The sequence below is a fragment of the Synechococcus sp. RC10A2 genome, assembly GCF_047502605.1.
Genome location: NZ_JANSHP010000064.1, coordinates 42,596 through 58,566 on the forward strand (window position 1 = coordinate 42,596; position 15,971 = coordinate 58,566).

At 61.4% G+C, this 15,971-nt stretch carries 13 protein-coding genes; 6 read left to right on the forward strand and 7 right to left on the reverse strand.

Features of this window, described 5'->3' with window-relative positions; genetic code table 11:
- The first annotated feature begins 151 nt into the window (after positions 1–151).
- Positions 152–2,008, forward strand: coding sequence for a S8 family serine peptidase (locus NW848_RS08300; protein ID WP_011431199.1), 1,857 nt, complete (start codon positions 152–154; stop codon positions 2,006–2,008).
- Entirely contained in the window at positions 2,008–2,229 is a 222-nt protein-coding gene (locus tag NW848_RS08305) for a hypothetical protein (RefSeq protein ID WP_011431200.1), read from the forward strand. The genes NW848_RS08300 and NW848_RS08305 overlap by 1 nt, the downstream gene beginning before the upstream one ends.
- 101 nt (positions 2,230–2,330) lie before the next feature.
- Here NW848_RS08305 and NW848_RS08310 read toward each other — a convergent pair whose 3' ends face one another.
- Entirely contained in the window at positions 2,331–2,690 is a 360-nt protein-coding gene (locus NW848_RS08310) for a pentapeptide repeat-containing protein (RefSeq protein ID WP_011431201.1), read from the reverse strand.
- Between the two features lie 477 nt (positions 2,691–3,167).
- Between NW848_RS08310 and NW848_RS08315 the strand changes: the two genes are divergently transcribed.
- Positions 3,168–4,280, forward strand: a complete 1,113-nt coding sequence (locus NW848_RS08315) for an ATP-dependent 6-phosphofructokinase (protein ID WP_099812844.1) — start codon at positions 3,168–3,170, stop codon at positions 4,278–4,280.
- Between the two features lie 161 nt (positions 4,281–4,441).
- Here the strand turns inward: NW848_RS08315 and NW848_RS08320 are convergent, their stop codons facing one another.
- On the reverse strand, positions 4,442–5,458 hold the full coding sequence (locus NW848_RS08320; protein ID WP_011431202.1) for an adenylate/guanylate cyclase domain-containing protein: 1,017 nt from the start codon (positions 5,456–5,458) through the stop codon (positions 4,442–4,444).
- A gap of 133 nt (positions 5,459–5,591) precedes the next feature.
- Here NW848_RS08320 and NW848_RS08325 point away from each other — a divergent pair, with 133 nt between their 5' ends.
- A complete protein-coding gene (locus NW848_RS08325) occupies positions 5,592–6,077 on the forward strand; it encodes a CGLD27 family protein (RefSeq protein WP_414508734.1) in 486 nt (161 codons plus the stop codon).
- A 47-nt stretch (positions 6,078–6,124) separates the two neighbouring features.
- Entirely contained in the window at positions 6,125–7,057 is a 933-nt protein-coding gene (locus NW848_RS08330) for a bifunctional riboflavin kinase/FAD synthetase (protein WP_011431204.1), read from the forward strand.
- A 47-nt stretch (positions 7,058–7,104) separates the two neighbouring features.
- Here NW848_RS08330 and cobS read toward each other — a convergent pair whose 3' ends face one another.
- From cobS to rpoD, 3 genes are read right to left on the reverse strand one after another with little or no spacing between them, the layout of a single operon-like run.
- Entirely contained in the window at positions 7,105–7,884 is a 780-nt protein-coding gene (gene cobS / locus NW848_RS08335) for an adenosylcobinamide-GDP ribazoletransferase (protein WP_011431205.1), read from the reverse strand.
- A 32-nt stretch (positions 7,885–7,916) separates the two neighbouring features.
- Positions 7,917–8,297, reverse strand: coding sequence for a DUF4342 domain-containing protein (locus NW848_RS08340; RefSeq protein WP_228375312.1), 381 nt, complete (start codon positions 8,295–8,297; stop codon positions 7,917–7,919).
- 24 nt (positions 8,298–8,321) lie between these two features.
- Entirely contained in the window at positions 8,322–9,536 is a 1,215-nt protein-coding gene (gene rpoD, locus NW848_RS08345) for an RNA polymerase sigma factor RpoD (RefSeq protein ID WP_414402858.1), read from the reverse strand.
- 651 nt (positions 9,537–10,187) lie between these two features.
- On the opposite strand from rpoD, the gene metH reads away from it, so the two are divergent.
- Positions 10,188–13,847: a methionine synthase gene (gene metH, locus NW848_RS08350; protein WP_099812841.1), complete on the forward strand. Its 3,660-nt coding sequence runs from the start codon at positions 10,188–10,190 to the stop codon at positions 13,845–13,847.
- 4 nt (positions 13,848–13,851) lie between these two features.
- On the opposite strand, the gene NW848_RS08355 is transcribed toward metH, so the two are convergent.
- Together NW848_RS08355 and NW848_RS08360 are read right to left on the reverse strand one after the other, a co-directional pair.
- A complete protein-coding gene (locus NW848_RS08355) occupies positions 13,852–14,655 on the reverse strand; it encodes an ABC transporter permease (protein ID WP_206336834.1) in 804 nt (267 codons plus the stop codon).
- Positions 14,656–14,923: 268 nt separating this feature from the next.
- Positions 14,924–15,835, reverse strand: coding sequence for an alpha/beta fold hydrolase (locus tag NW848_RS08360; RefSeq protein WP_228375314.1), 912 nt, complete (start codon positions 15,833–15,835; stop codon positions 14,924–14,926).
- Between the last annotated feature and the right edge of the window lie 136 nt (positions 15,836–15,971).

Here is a 15,971-nt window from a genome sequence, read left to right on the forward strand (position 1 = left end):
GCCAGAGGGATCCCTTTTTCTGGGTTTTCTGAGTGGCCCCCGAAAAAGTTGGCAACAGGAACAGGCTCGTGACGCAGCGTGCTGATTTTCTGGTCAATTGCCCATCCAGAGGGCATACTGGTGGCAACAATTTTGGATCTCGAGGGCGTGCATGATGAACTTCAGACGCTGGTTGGGTCTCTGCTGCGCTGGCCTGATGGCACTGCTGCTGACGGCCTGCGGCAAGGGATCCACCCCCTACGACAGCATCGTGGTCAACTTTGTCAACACGGCCACTCCCACTGAGATCGCTGCTCTTGCCAAAGCCTACAATTTGCCGCTGCGACCCAGCAGCAACAGCGCTTTTGCCCGCCAGGAGGCTATCTACCTGTTCGATGTGGATGCGGAACATCCAGGAGCCACACGGCGGCTCATCAAACGGCTCTCGCGGGAAGCCCTGGTCGAGTATGCCCACCCCAATTACCAATTTCAGGCGGCTTTTGTGCCCGACGATCCCCTCTATCCCCAGCAATGGAACCTGCGAGCCATCCGCATGCCGGAAGCCTGGGACATTTCCCAGGGAGAAGGGGTGACGGTAGCCGTGGTGGACACCGGGGTGACGCGGGTGCCGGATCTGGCCCAAACGCAATTTGTGCAGGGCTACGACTTCGTGGACGACGATGAGGATCCCACCGACCTCAACGGCCATGGCACTCATGTGGCCGGCACCATCGCCCAATCCACCAACAACACCCTAGGCGTGGCCGGGGTTGCCTTCAAGGCCAAGATCATGCCGGTGCGGGTGCTGGATGCCAATGGTTTTGGATCCCTGTCAGACGTGGTGGAAGGGATCCGCTATGCTGCCGACCACGGCGCCACGATCATCAACCTCAGCCTGGGTAGCCGCGCTTCGGCCCGACTGATGGAGGAGGCCGTAGCCTATGCCCACAGCAAAGGGGTGACGATCATCGCCGCCGCCGGCAACGAAAACTCAAGCCAGGTGAGCTACCCGGCCCGCTACCCGCATGTCATCGCCGTCTCGGCCACCGGGCCCGATGGCAGCAAAGCCCCCTACTCCAACTATGGGGTTGGGGTAGATATCGCCGCTCCCGGCGGGGCCAAGACTCCCGAGCATCCTGAGCACGGCATTCTGCAGCAGACCATCAACCGACGCAACCCCAACGAGCCGGTCTTTGCCTACTTCCAAGGCACCAGCATGGCCACTCCCCACGTGGCCGGCGTAGCAGCGCTGATCCAGGCTCAGGGCATCAAAGATCCGGACAAGGTGGAAGAGGTGCTGAAGATGTCGGCCACCCCGGTGCCCGGCGACAAGCAGAACTTCTACGGCGCCGGTCGTCTGGATGCTGCCAAGGCGCTGGCCAGGGCCACCGGTCAGCAAGAGGAGAACCCCCTGCTGCTGTGGCTGAAGGACTTCCTGCAATACCTGAACAACAACGGCTACCTCAACCCTCGCTTCTGGTTTGACGGCGGCCCGATTGCCCTGGTGCCCAAGCTGCTGATGGTGGTGGGCGGCTACATCATCCTGGTGCTGATCCGCTGGTGGCTGGCTCCCAAGCCCATGCTGGCAACGGCGCCCCTCCTGGGAGGGATCCTGCTGGGCAGCGCCGGCCTCTTCCCGCTGCAGGGCCTGGCCATTGTGGGTGCCCCTCGCTGGCCCTTCCAATTGGCGGGGAGCTCCCTGCCGGAGCTGGGCACGGCCTTAGCCCAGACCAATGCCTTGAACCCCTTGTTTGCCAGCGTGTTGATCCCAGGGCTGTTGATGGTGCTGCTCCTGGGACATCGGCGCTGGCGTTGGGCGGTTGTCGGCCTCTCCATCGGCATGGCCTCCCATCTGCTTCTAGCTGGATCCCTGTTCTATGAGGGGGTACTATGGCTTGGATCCTCTGCTTGGCTGGGGCGCTCCTTCTTGCTTCTCAATGGTTTGCTCTGCCTGGGCCTGGCCTATTTGGGGGCGCAAGCCATCCTGGATTCCCAGCCCAGCAGCACCGGTTTAGCGCTGAGGAAGTGATGCAAGAATACAGCGGTACCATCGAGTTCCTGGATATCGAAGGGGGGGTGTGGGTGCTGACGCTCCCTTCCGGCCAGCACTACGCCCTCTTCCGCGCCCCCAAAGAGCTCTTACAAGAGGGGTTGGAAGTCACCATCCAGGGACAGCTCAAAGAAGATATGGTGACGGTGGCTCAGGTGGGGCCGGTCTTGGAGGTGAAGAGCTTCCGGACGCAGCCCTAGCTAACCCGATAAACAGCCTGGGATCCCCGCCTGGGGATCCCGATTTTTTTAGAGAGCTTGCTGCGGCTGCAAGGCAGCACCCGCCTTGATTGAAAGCTTGACTAAAACTCGAACCGTTGCATCCCTGCCGTTACCGGATCGAAACCGGCGGGGAAGCAGGTGTTGTGGTTGTACTGGGCTCCGCTTAAATTGGCTCCCTCCAAACAGGCTCCCTCCAGGTCGGCATAGCGCAGATCGGCACAGCGCAAGTCGGCATTGGCCAGATTGCTGCCGCGCAGGTTGGCATAGCGCAGGTTGGCCCCATGCAAGTCAGACCCGCGCAGGTCGGCCCGGCGCAGATCGACCCCCCGCAAGAAGGCGTACTCCAGACAAGATTGGGGAAAGTGACGCTCTCCTTGCCGGTAACGGCTGAGCAGCTCTGAGGCCCCCCGCAGCCCACATTGGGCAATGGTTTGAGTCATAATGCTTCTCCCAACTCAGACCCGATCCTTATATCTCCATCATCTCTACCCTTATTGGCCTGAATGGGTTTTGATCAAAGTTGCTTAACAAATAATTTTGGTTTTTTGGCAAGTTGTTCCCCCCAAGTCTTGCCTACAAGATCTATCCTCAGAGATAGCGGAAACTGCTCCAAACTTAGCTTTGCCAAGCAATATTTCTTAATTCTTTGTTGTGAAGGATGCTGAACAATTGGTCTTGTCTGCGGAGCCGCTCGCCCACTGCAAACTCTGCTAGGCATCTTGGTCCCAAGGGCTGGACATAATCAATCCAGCCGTCGCCTTCCCTTCTCTGCGGTTGGTCAAGCGCCCCATGGCTACAGCTTGCTAGGGCCCAGGGCCCGCTGTAAGCCACTTGCAGGAGTAGAGTCTAGTCGGCTCGAAACTGCGGAGCGAAGAAGTTCTTAATTTTTTTGTTCAAACTGTTCATCCTAGAGCACCATGCCGAAACGGAAGCGAATTGGGATCCTCACCAGCGGTGGCGATTGTGGCGGCCTCAACGCCGTCATCCGGGCGGTGGTGCGGCGGGCCCGCGACTATGACATGGAGGTTTACGGCATCAAAAACGCGACCGCAGGTCTGATGGCGCGACCGGTGGAAGCGGAGCTGCTGGACGTGAAGCGGGTTTCGGGCATTTTGCGCTATGGCGGCACCATTCTGGGTACGGTGAACAGGGGCAACCCCTTCGCCTATCCCATGCCCGATGGCAGCTTGGTGGATCGCTCGGCAGAGGTGATCACGGGTTACCACCGGCTGGGGTTGGATGCGCTCATTGGGGTGGGGGGAGATGGCAGCCTGGCCATTCTCCGGCAGCTAGCTTTGCAGGGGGATTGGAACTTTGTCGGGATCCCTAAGACCATCGACAACGATGTCGGCGCCACCGAGTATTCCGTGGGATTCAATACGGCTCTGAGCGTGGCGGTGCAGGCTCTGGATCAGCTCACCTACACGGCCATCAGCCACAGCCGCGTCATGGTCATGGAGGTGATGGGGCGGGATGCCGGTCACATTGCCCTCAGCGCTGGCATCGCCGGGGGGGCGCATGTGATCCTGATCCCGGAGATCCCCTACAAGCTGGAAAACGTCTGCAAAAGAATCCTCGACCGCAAAGAGCGGGGCAACAATTTCAGCATTGTGGTGGTGGCGGAGGCTGTTCGCACCGAGTCGGGAGAGCCGGTGACCTACACCAACAGCCTGGGGCAGTCTCTCTACGGCGGTATTGGCTATTACATCGGCAACGAGATCGCGCTGCGCACCGGCATCGAGACGCGGGTGATGGTTTTGGGCCATCTGCAGCGGGGAGGCACCCCTTCTCCTTTGGATCGTCTGCTGGGGGCAGCTTTTGGGGTGGCGGCTGTGGACTTGATCGCCCAGGGCAAATACGACCGCATGGTGGCCTGGCAAAATCGGCGCGTGGTGGATGTGCCCCTGGCAGAGGCCATCGCCCAGTACCGGCGGGTGGAGGTGGATGGGGCTTTGATCGCCACGGCTATCGGGCTGAATACCTATGTGGGCGAGGTGGATCCGCAGCTTTTGCGCAGGTTTTCCCCCTGATCAAGCTCTGCCACCACCGATTCACCCCAGTCAGGAGTCGGGCTCTTGTGCGGTCGAAAGGGCCTTGCCCTCCCATCGGCCGACAGAGCGGCAGAAGGTTCTGGAAGAACAGCGGGATCCCATGGCCCGGCGAGCCGTCCCCAGCTATCGGGATGCGGGGTCTAGGTGCCGAGAACGGCCTGCAGAGCCCCCACATCGCAGTAGTACACCTGGTGCGGGTGGGTATATCCCTTGAGCTGAACCGCCTGCTGCGCAAAGCAGGTAGCTGCCTGTCCCAGTTGTTGCGCCAAGCAGGTATAGGTGTCGTGGCTGATGGCCAAGTCGGCGTTGAGGGTGCGGGTAACACTCTCGATGCGAAAGGCCAAATTGACCGTATCGCCCAGGGCGGTGTATTCCTGGCGGGTGTTGTTGCCCACCTGCCGCACAATGGCCGAGCCGGTGTTGACGCCCGCCCCCAGGCGCAGGGGAGAAGGCAGCGGAAACTCGCCGTTCAGTTGCTCGGTCATCTGAAACAGCTTCACCATGGCCCGCAAAACCGACTTCACGTCGAGCTCGATCCCCACTTGTTCAGCTTGTAAGGGATCCTCATTGGCCTGGGGCGCATGAAACCAGACGGCCATGATCGCGTCGCCGATGTACTTATCGACAGTGCCGCCGTACTGCTGAATGATATCTCCGCCGCGCCGGAACCAATCGCCCATCACCTGGGAGAGGAGGCGCTCGTCCAGTTGCTGGGTCAGTTGTCCGTAGCCGCGCACATCCACCACGGCCACCGAGATCAGCCAGCGGGTTTGCAAAACCAGGGTGTCCGACAGTTTGGCCGCAGGACTGGGTTCTGGGCTGGCCAGGGATCCGCTGTGGAACTCGAGCTGGGATTGTCCGAGGGTGAGGTGATCTCCATCTTGCAGCAGGGTGGGAATGCTGACGCGGCGATTGTTGACGAACGAGCCGTTGCGGCTGCCCAGATCGATGAGATAGATGCTGTTGTTGTCCAGGTATTGCAGCAGGGCATGTTGGCGGGAAACGCTGGGATCGGTCAGGACGATGGCGTTGTCTTCATCGCGGCCCAGCGTCCAAGCGGTCGCTCCGGCGAGAATGTACTTCCTCTGGCTGCCGTCCGGCTCTCTCAGGATCACATAGGGGGCGGTGGTGGCGGCAGGTTCGCCTGGGACGCTCATGGTAGAACGAGAGGTAGATGCGACCACACTCTAATACGATACTCCTCTTCTCCTCGGTTGAACTGCGGCTGGGCTGGGCTTGGCGGGGGGCTGGGCCTGCCAGTATCATTTTGTGTAGATACATTAAGGCCATATGGTGGATCCCTCCCATCCCATTCCTGCTGAGCAACAGCCGCTGCGGCAGTATGCAGAGCTGAGGGAGTCTTTTCCTTTTTCCTGGCCCGCTTTGGAGTGGATCCCCTATCTCAAGCGAATCTTCGCTGTTTGGGGGGTGGTCGTGCTGGCGGTTTCGCCGCTGGTCTGGGTCAGCTTTGCCGGGGATTGGGGCCACTTCGTCTCTGGGTCTGTGCTGGGGGCCAATGCCTTGCTCAGCCTGGTGTTGCTCCACCTCTACTTGGGATGGGCCTATGTGCGGCGGCGCTTGGTGCAGGCGCGGATCCCCTATGAAGAAAGTGGCTGGTACGATGGGGCGATCTACGCGAAATCGGACGAGGAGCTGGCGCAGCATCGGCTGATCGTCCACTATCAAATCGACCCTGTGTTGCAGCGCCTGCGACGTAGCTTGTGGGCTGTGGCCGGCCTGAGCGGGCTGATGGCTTTGCTTTGGCCCCTCTGGTAGAGATTGTCGGGCGGTGGTTAATCAGCTGTTGTTCGGGATCCCAAGCGGTGCACGTAACTTCTGACCTGGCTCAAACCTTGCGACCCACCGCCGTTGCCATCGGGAACTTCGATGGCTTGCACCTGGGCCATCAGAAAGTGCTGCAGCCCATTCGCGACTCCCTGCAGGGGGTGCGCACGGTTCTCACCTTTCATCCTCACCCCCAAGAAGTATTGACGGGGCGCAGGCAACTGTTGCTCACTCCCCCTGCCGAAAAGCTGGCTTTGCTGGCGCAGATGGGTTTTGAGCAGGTGGTGTTGCTCCCCTTCACTCCTGCCTTTGCCCGCCAGCCGCCCCAAGAGTTTATCCAAACAGTACTGGAACAGGGCTTGCGCGTTCGCCATCTCAGCGTCGGCTGGGATTTCTGCTTTGGCCACCGTCGCTCGGGCAATGCCCAAACTCTCCAGGCTTGGGGATCCGAGCGCTGCATTCCGGTGGAGGTGATCCCGGAGGCGCAACTGAAGGGGGAGCGGGTGAGCAGCTCTCGCATTCGCGCTGCCCTGGCTACGGGGGAGGTGGCGGCGGCAACGGAGCTCTTGGGCCGTCCCTACCGGCTGATCGGAGAGGTGGTGCCAGGGGATCGGCGAGGCCGAGAGCTGGGTTTTCCCACCGCCAATCTGCGCCTGCCGCCGGAGAAGTTTTTGCCCCGCGACGGGGTGTACAGCGTTTGGGTGAATGTGCCTGCTGAGGCGGCAGCCCTGCCTGGGGTGATGAACATTGGCCATCGGCCCACGTTTGCCGGGCTGCAGCACACCGTTGAGGTGCATCTGCTGGATTGGACAGGCGATCTCTACGGGCAAGAGGTGCAGGTGGCGCTGCAAGGCTTTATCCGCCCAGAGCGGCGGTTTCCCAGTGTGGCAGACTTAATCCAGCAGATCCGGCAGGATTGCCAAACGGCCCGCCAACAATTGGGCTTGGCCGAGCAAGTTGGCCTAGTCTAGAGGCCCTCCCCCTCGGCCCCTCTCCCAATCCCAAAAGGAGAGGGGGGCTAGGACGGGCCAAGCAGGGATCCCCACAACAAGGCTATCGCTTCCGACCATTCCACCGTAGCTCCGTAGGTGTCCCCTGTGTGCCCTCCCAACTGGCGGTAGAGCCAATAGCCCACGGCCAGGGCTCCCAGGGCGGATCCCAGCGTCCAAAGCAGCAAAGGCCGCCAAGCCAGGAGCCCGGCCCAGCCCACCCCCCCGCTGATGGCCAGCAACAGCAGCGTGCCCGGCCACAGGGATCCCGGCAGGGAAGTGGAGTCTTTGAGGAAGCGGGCGGATCCCTGGTCGCGCAGATAGGGGTATAGGACAATGGCGAGCAACTGGCCCCAGCGCCCCCAGGCCGGCACCAAGAGCAAGAGAGGCCAGACCTGCAGGCTGCTCAGGGCAGCAAATTTCAGCAGCAACACCAGCACCAAGGCGAGCACCCCATAGGCCCCGGTGTGGCTGTCCCTCATCACCTGCAGGCGGCGGGATAGCCCGTTGACGGCTGGCCGTTCCGCGTCGGCAAAGCTTTTGGGGACGTTGACCGCCAACCCATCGGCAGTGTCAGCCACCCCATCCAGGTGCAGCCCGCCGGTTAACAGCACCCACAGAGCCACGAGCAAAGCTGCTCGCACCGGCGGCGGGAAAATCTGCAGCAAAAGCGCCGCCAGGGTGAGGATCCCGCCCAACAGCAGGCCCACCGCCGGCAGCCAGGCGGCAATGCCCTCAAACTGTAGCCCGCCCGCCCGCCCCAAAGGCAAGGCAGTGTAGAAGGTCAGGGCTGCCCAGAAGCGCCGCAATTGTTCAGGACGCTCAAAACAACGTTGATCAGCTAAGAATCATCCCGAAGGGTTCGCTCCACCACAATGGTCAGCTTGGCCACCAGAGCCCCGATCGCTCCCACAGCCGCCAACACCGGGAACAGAGCCGCCCCCAACACCCCTGCCGCCACGCCTACGCCCAGAGGGATCTCGATCAGCGTCTGCCCTTCGGCATTTTTGATCAGAATGCGGCGAACATTGGCCTCCTCGATCAGCTCGCGAATTTTGGCCAACAGCTCGTCCCCGCTGATCTTAAACTCCTCCACGTGGTACTCCACCTGGGCCGGAGGTACATCCTTGGCCTCTATGTCGGCCTTCTCAGGAAAGTTGGGATCCGGCGTCTCATTGGGGTTCATGCTGAAGAGGCTCCACACGTCGGTTGGCAGCGGCAACTGAGTCCATCCTAAGACCGGATCCTAGCGGATGTACTCTTTCAACACACTGTTGCGATTGGGGTGGCGCAGCTTGCGCAGCGCCTTGGCCTCGATCTGCCGGATCCGCTCGCGGGTCACATTGAAGATCTGGCCGATCTCCTCCAGGGTTTTCATGCGGCCATCGTCTAGGCCGTAGCGCAGCTTCAACACATCCCGCTCGCGGGGGGTAAGAGTTTCCAGCACGCTTTCCAGATCCTCTCGGAGCAAAACCTTGGCCACCCGCTCCTCGGGGGTTTCCCCTTCCGACTCGATGAAGTCGCCCAGCCGCGAATCCTCTTCTTTACCGATGGGAGTCTCCAGAGAGATGGGAAGCTGAGCCGACTTGGCGATGAAGCGCAACTTCTCGATGGTAATCTCCATGCGGGTGGCGATCTCCTCTTCGGTCGGCCTGCGGCCCAGCTCCTGAGAAAGCTGCTTGGTGACCTTCTTGATGCGGGAGATGGTCTCGTAAAGGTGAACCGGCAGGCGAATGGTGCGCGATTGGTCGGCAATGGCGCGGGTGATGGCCTGGCGAATCCACCAAGTGGCATAGGTGGAAAACTTGTAGCCCTTCTCGTGGTCAAACTTTTCCGCTGCCCGGATCAGACCTAGGGATCCCTCTTGGATGAGATCCTGAAACGACAGGCCCCGGTTCATGTATTTCTTGGCAATGGAGACCACCAGCCGCAGATTGGACTGCACCATCTTTTCTTTGGCCCGTCGCCCCCGATGCAAGCGCCGCCGGAATTCGGGCAGGGACATCTTCACTTCTTCTGCCCACAGCGTCTCCGGTACCTCCTCTGGGTCGGACCAGAGGCCCATACGCTGGAAAACGGCCTCGCGAGCCCGCTCTAGCTCCAGCAGGTCGGCAATTTCGCGGGCTAGCTCAATTTCTTCATCTGCCCGCAACAGGCGGATACGCCCGATTTCCTGCAAATAGACGCGGATGGAGTCATCGGTGTAGGGTTTTTTCTTGCTGGCCGCTTTGCGCTTGGAACGGCCCTTGGCAGCGGCGGCAGCAGCATCGGCATCCTCCTCGAGGGACTTTTCGTCGTCCTCATCATCCTCATCAAAAGCATCAGTGTCACTGGCATCCAGTTCCGTCTCGAGGGGATCCACCTCATTGTCCGCATCCAGAGGGATGGAGGATGAACTTTCCAGATCCGGTTCGAGAAGAGCCGTATGACCAGACTGCACCAATTCCTTTGCTTGAGCCATGCTGAGTTCCTCGTAACTTTAATCACAGACAACTGGAGGAGACTAAGGGGTTCTAGGCCCTGAAATGAGGGAAGCAGGTTCCAACTTTGCTGCGGCCCCTGACGCCAGATGGAGGGAGTCAAGTTCCGCAGACCCAAACCCCACTTGCGCCGGGCAAGCTCGCCCGCTTCTAGGCAACCGATCGCTCAGGCCAATCTCGAAGCAGATATCGCTCATAGGGTTTAACCGAACTGGCGCAAAACCCGTTTTGATGGGTAAAACCTCCTGAGATCTCGAAAGGCAAGTCTTTGGCTTTGCCTATCCCCTGGCACAATCCAGGCCACTTACTGAGAGGGCAGGATATTCAGCACCTCAATCACCCCAACCTATAAGGAGAAGAGCGCATTGCAGCCGCCAGCAAGCGACCTTGAGGAAGATCCCTGCAGGCAACTGTAGCCGTTCACACCAAAATGTCTTCCCTAAATTAGCCCGCCCTTGGGGAAACAGCAACGGGGCAGACGAAGAAAATCTTAACTTCACCCCACCCCGTCCCGGCTCTGAGATCCTGGTCTAGGGGATCCCTGGGTTGGCCTAGTCCGGGGAAGTGGCTCAATGCTACCTTAAATCAGACTACCTTAAAAGGAAAGGATCCCTGCCAGCGCCGCACCGCCTATGACCCATCCCTTCCTGCAGCATCTCCAGGAACGTGTGATCGTCTTCGACGGGGCAATGGGATCCTCTCTGCAAGCCCAGAACCTGACGGCAGCGGATTTTGGCGGGCCGGAGCTAGAAGGCTGCAACGAGATCCTGGTGCTGAGCAAGCCGGAGGCGGTGGAGCGGGTACACCGGGGCTTTCTGGAGGTGGGGGCCGATGTCATCGAGACCGATACTTTTGGCGCCACCTCGATCGTCTTGGCCGAGTACGGGATCGCGGAAAAAGCCTACGAGCTGAACGTGGCGGCAGCGCGCCTGGCCAAGCGGCTGGCGGCGGAGTTTTCGACGCCGGAAAAGCCTCGCTTTGTGGCCGGCTCCATCGGCCCCACCACCAAGCTGCCCACCCTAGGGCACATCGGTTTTGACGAGATGCGGGCCAGCTACGCCGAGCAGGTGCGGGGCCTGATCGACGGGGGGGTGGATCTCCTCATCATCGAGACCTGTCAAGATATCCTGCAGACCAAGGCGGCGCTGGTGGCCGTGCAGCAGGAGTTTGCCCGGCGCGGGATCCGCCTGCCGCTGGTGGTGTCTCTGACCTTTGAGGTGCAGGGGACGATGCTGGTGGGCACGGAGATCGGGGCGGCGCTGGCCATCCTGGAGCCCTACCCCATCGATGTGCTGGGCCTCAACTGCGCCACCGGGCCGGACAAGATGGCTGAGCACATCCGCTACCTCTCCCGCCATTCTCCCTTTCCCATCTCCTGCATCCCCAACGCCGGCCTGCCGGAAAACATCGGCGGCAAGGCCCACTACAAGCTCACGCCGGAGCAGTTGCGCTTCCACCTGGAGCACTTTGTGCGGGATCTGGGGGTGGCGGTGGTGGGGGGCTGCTGCGGCACCCGCCCGGATCACATCGCCGCTTTGGTGGAGGCTGTGCGGGGGCTGCGGCCCAAACGCCGCTCCGTCGAGCGCATCCAGGCTGCCGCTTCCATCTATGCCCCTCAGCCCTACCTGCAGGAGAACTCTTTTTTGATCATCGGCGAGCGGCTCAACGCCAGCGGCTCCAAGAAGATGCGGGAGCTGCTGAATGCCGAAGATTGGGACGGCCTGGTGGCCCTGGCGCGGGAGCAGGTGCGGGAGGGATCCCACATCTTGGATGTCAACGTGGACTATGTGGGCCGGGACGGGGTGCGGGATATGCGGGAGCTGGTCTCGCGGCTGGTGACCCAGATACCCATTCCCCTGATGCTGGATTCCACCGACTGGCAGAAGATGGAGGCCGGCCTCAAGGTGGCCGGGGGCAAGTGCCTGCTCAACTCCACCAACTACGAGGATGGGGAAGAGCGCTTCTTCAAGGTGCTGGAGCTGGCCAAGACCTACGGCGCGGGGGTGGTCATCGGCACCATCGACGAGGAGGGCATGGCCCGCACCGCCGAGAAGAAGTTCCAGATTGCCGAGCGGGCCTATCGCCAGGCCGTTGAGTACGGGATCCCGCCCTACGAGATTTTCTTTGACCCGCTGGCTTTGCCCATCTCCACCGGCATCGAGGAAGACCGGGCCAACGGGGCGGCTACCCTGGAGGCCATCCGCCGCATCCGCCAGGCTTTTCCTGAGGCCCACATTCTCTTGGGCATCTCCAACATCTCCTTTGGGCTCTCGCCGGCAGCCCGCGTGGTCTTGAACTCGGTGTTTTTGCACGAGTGCCGCCAGGCCGGCCTGGATGCCGCCATCGTCAGCGCCGCCAAGATCCTGCCCCTGAGCAAGATCCCGGAAGAACAGCAGCAGGTGTGCCGGGATCTGATCTGGGATCGGCGCCAGTTCAACGCTGAGGGCATCTGCACCTACGATCCCCTGGCGCGGCTGACGGAGCTGTTTGCGGGGGTTTCCGGGCAGGAGCTGCGGGCGACCGGATCCCTGGCCAAACTGCCCTTGGAGGAGCGGCTGCGGCGGCACATCATCGACGGCGAGCGCATCGGCCTGGAGGAGACCCTGGCAGAGGCGCTGCAGAAATACCCCCCCCTGGAGATCATCAACACCTTTTTGCTAGACGGCATGAAGGAGGTGGGGGAGCTTTTTGGCGCCGGCAAAATGCAACTGCCGTTTGTGCTGCAGTCGGCAGAAACCATGAAGGCGGCGGTGAAATACCTGGAGCCCTTCATGGAAAAAGTAGGCGGGGAGGTGTGCAAAGGCACCTTCTTGATCGCCACCGTCAAGGGGGATGTCCACGACATCGGCAAAAACCTGGTGGACATCATCCTCACCAACAACGGCTACAAGGTCATCAATTTGGGCATCAAGCAGCCGGTGGAAAACATCATCGAGGCCTACGAAAAGTACAAGCCCGACTGCATTGCCATGAGCGGCCTGTTGGTGAAATCCACCGCCTTTATGAAAGAGAATCTGGAGGTGTTTAACGAGCGGGGCATTACCGTGCCGGTGATCTTGGGAGGGGCGGCCCTCACCCGCCGCTTTGTGGAAGAAGACTGCCGCCAGACCTACAAGGGCCAAGTCATCTACGGCCGCGACGCCTTTGCCGACCTGCACTTTATGGATCGGCTGATGCAGGCCAAGGCGGCCGGGCGCTGGGATGACCGGCTGGGTTTTCTGGATAACTTCGAGCTGGGATCCCGCTCTGACAACCGCCAGAGGAGAGCTGCGGCAGCCGTGGAGGAAAGGGATCCCACCTTGCCGGCTCCAGAGGTGACCGTGGGCGCCGCTCCTGCCCCTGCTGTCTCGGCTGGCGACGGCGGGGCAGACACCCGTCGTTCCGAGGCGGTTACCCTCGATACCGAGCGGCCCATCCCCCCCTTCTGGGGATCCCAAGTTCTCGAGCCGGATCAGATCCCCTGGCCGGAGGTCTTCTTCTACATCGACAAGCAGGCCCTGGTGGCCGGCCAGTGGCAGATCCGCAAGCCGCGCGACCAGTCGGCGGAGGAGTTTGCCCAGTTTCTCGCCACCCAGGTGGAGCCGGTGATCGAGCGCTGGAAGGAGCGGATTGTTACCGAAGACTTGCTGCGCCCGCAGGTGGTTTATGGCTACTTCCCGGCGCAGGCGGAAGGGAATACGGTGATCCTCTTCGACCCGGCCAGCTTCCCCGAGCTGTTTGCTCTAGAGCCCGGCTCCACCACCTATTTGCAATTGCCCACCGTCGATCGCCCTCGGCTTTCTCCCCAGGTGCGGGAGCTGGCCCGCTTCACCTTCCCCCGCCAGAAGAGCGGCCAGCGCCTCTGCATTGCCGACTTCTTCGCCGACCGCTCCACCGGCCTGGTGGACGTCTTCCCCATGCAGGCAGTTACAGTGGGGCCAGAGGCCACGGCCTACGCCCAGCACCTCTTTGCCGAGGGCCAGTACACCGACTATCTCTATTTCCACGGCCTGGCCGTCACCCTGGCAGAGGCCTTGGCGGAGTGGTGCCATGCCCGCATCCGGCGGGAGCTGGGCTTTGGCGGCGAGGACAGCCCCGACATCCGCCAGATCCTGCACCAGGGCTACCGCGGCTCCCGCTACAGCTTCGGCTATCCCGCCTGCCCCAACATCGCCGATCAGCGAGTTTTGTTGGAGCTGCTCCAGACGGAGCGCATCGGCCTGAGGATGGACGAAAGCGACCAGTTGGATCCTGAGCAGTCCACCACCGCCATCGTCGCCTACCACCCGGCGGCCCGCTATTTCAATACTTGATCCCTCACCCCCGGCCCCTCTCCCTAGAGGAGCGGCTGAGCAGGGGAAAGCCCATCACGGCAACCAAGGTTATCGCGACGATCACGGTGGAGAGGGCGTTGATCTCCGGCGTCACCCCTCGCCGCGCCGTGCTGTAGATCAAAATGGGCAGGGTCTGGCTTTCGGGCCCGCTGGTGAAAAAGGAGATCACAAAATCGTCGATGGAGAGGGTAAAGGCCAGCAGCGCCGCGGCCAGGATCCCTGGCATGGCCAGCGGCAGTGTGACGTAGCGCAGCTTCTGCCAGGTGTTGGCGTAGAGGTCGTAGGCGGCTTCCTCCAAAGCCGGATCCAAAAGCTGCAGGCGGCTGCGCACCACGATGGCCACAAAGGCAATCTGAAAGGTGATGTGGGCAATCACCATCGTCCCCAGGCCCAGCTCAAACCAGCCGGTGTAGGCGCGCACCAACTGGTAAAACAACAGCAGGGTAATGGCCATCACAATGTCGGGGACGACCACCGGCAACAGCAGCAGTCCCTGCACAGCCTTCTGGCCGGGGAAGCGGTAGCGGTACAGCCCATAGCCCAAAAGGGATCCCAGCAGCGTGCTCACCAGGGTGCTGACTCCAGCCAAGACAAGGGTATTTTGCGTGGCCTGCCAGATCGCAGCATTGCGAAAGAGAGCCCAGTACCAATCGAAGGTAAAGCCTGTCCACACCAACCCGAAGCGGGCGCGGTTAAAGGAATAGACAGCAATGAGCAAAATCGGCAGGTAGAGAAAGCCATAGATGGCATAGCTCACTCCCCGCAGCCAGATGGGTATCTTCGCCACTCCCCTTCCTGCCCTCCCAGGGATCTGCCGGAAAAAGCGGCCGCGCTGCCAGCCTACCTCCCTCCAAGTCTATAGCTCGCTGCCTATGGCAAGATGTAGCAAAACTGTATGCTGCCTGCCGCTCCCCTCTCCCTTTGGCGGGGGGGCCGAGGCAGCCGAAATGCCGAGGGGGTTCTCTGTCTGCCGGCCTAAGAAGCTCGGCATGAGGGCGGTTTCTTAGTCTAAATCCGGGAAAGCCACCTTGCCTAAAGGGAGGAGTCGGCGTCCCTTAGTCCAGCTTTGGGCTCAAGCTCTCCAGAAACTCTCGAATCAAGGGCAGCACCTGCTCCGCATGCAGGGCGGGGATGGCGTGTCCAGCACCGGGCAGGATCTTGAGCTGGGCTCCAGGGATCCCCTCCGCATAGGCTTGGCAATGCCAGAGGGGAATGGTGTCGTCCCGCTCAGCGGCAACTACTAGGGTGGGAACCTGAATGGCATGAAGCTGACGTTCGACCGTATCGACGGCAGCTTGGGGGCGCAGGCGCTGGCGGAGAAATTGGCGGGCCACCGGCTGTTGGCGCAGGGATCCCCGCAGCCACAGCAGCCAAGCCAGTCGCTCCTCCCAACGTCCCCAACGGGCCAGGGGGATGGCGGCTCGCAGCAGCCTATCAACCCACGCGCCTTCCCGGAGCAAAAGCCGCATGTGCCGGTAGCGTTTGACAAAGCTGTCGTCGCGGATCCCGGCAGGCGCCAGTAAGACCAACCCCCGCAGGGGGTAACGAATGGCGTAGGCCGCCGCCACCCAGCCGCCAAAAGAGTGGCCCACCAACACCGGCTCAGGCAGGCGCAGCGCCTCGACAAACCCGCGCACAAACTCTACCTCCACGGCGATGTCGTAGCGCAGAGCCGGTTGGCTGGACTGACCAAACCCCAGCAAATCCAGGGCGATGCAGCGGTATCGGTCGCCCAACCCTTGCATCAGCGGCCACCAATTGGCGTGAGTGGCCATGAAGCCGTGCAAAAACAGCAGCGGCATCTCGCCTTGCCCCAGCTCCCGATAGGCGGCCCAGCAGGACTCTGCTCCCGCCAGATTTAATCCCTCCAACTGCACCCTGTGCAGCGGGATCTCTTGAATGCGGGCCCTCAACTCCGCCAGACGCTGCGCCAAGGGCAGTCGTTCCAGTAGCTCTTGCTCCCTCATCAGCTCCCTAGTCGACGAATACAGCTTTTTCCACTTCTAAGGGATCCCCTCCGCTCTCTCCGAGCTGGTCGGAAAAAGCTGCCATCAGAACCTCTGGGGTACTCCCGCCACAGCGCAGCTTGGCGGGCTGGAGGAT

Bases quoted from the DNA above. Each gene is read 5' to 3' on its own strand.
- NW848_RS08305 (WP_011431200.1), top strand. From the start codon at position 2,008: ATGCAAGAATACAGCGGTACCATCGAGTTCCTGGATATCGAAGGGGGG.
- NW848_RS08315 (WP_099812844.1), top strand. From the start codon at position 3,168: ATGCCGAAACGGAAGCGAATTGGGATCCTCACCAGCGGTGGCGATTGT.
- NW848_RS08320 (WP_011431202.1), bottom strand. From the start codon at position 5,458: ATGAGCGTCCCAGGCGAACCTGCCGCCACCACCGCCCCCTATGTGATC.
- NW848_RS08360 (WP_228375314.1), bottom strand. From the start codon at position 15,835: ATGAGGGAGCAAGAGCTACTGGAACGACTGCCCTTGGCGCAGCGTCTG.
- NW848_RS08325 (WP_414508734.1), top strand. From the start codon at position 5,592: ATGGTGGATCCCTCCCATCCCATTCCTGCTGAGCAACAGCCGCTGCGG.
- metH (WP_099812841.1), top strand. From the start codon at position 10,188: ATGACCCATCCCTTCCTGCAGCATCTCCAGGAACGTGTGATCGTCTTC.
- rpoD (WP_414402858.1), bottom strand. From the start codon at position 9,536: ATGGCTCAAGCAAAGGAATTGGTGCAGTCTGGTCATACGGCTCTTCTC.
- NW848_RS08300 (WP_011431199.1), top strand. From the start codon at position 152: ATGATGAACTTCAGACGCTGGTTGGGTCTCTGCTGCGCTGGCCTGATG.
- NW848_RS08310 (WP_011431201.1), bottom strand. From the start codon at position 2,690: ATGACTCAAACCATTGCCCAATGTGGGCTGCGGGGGGCCTCAGAGCTG.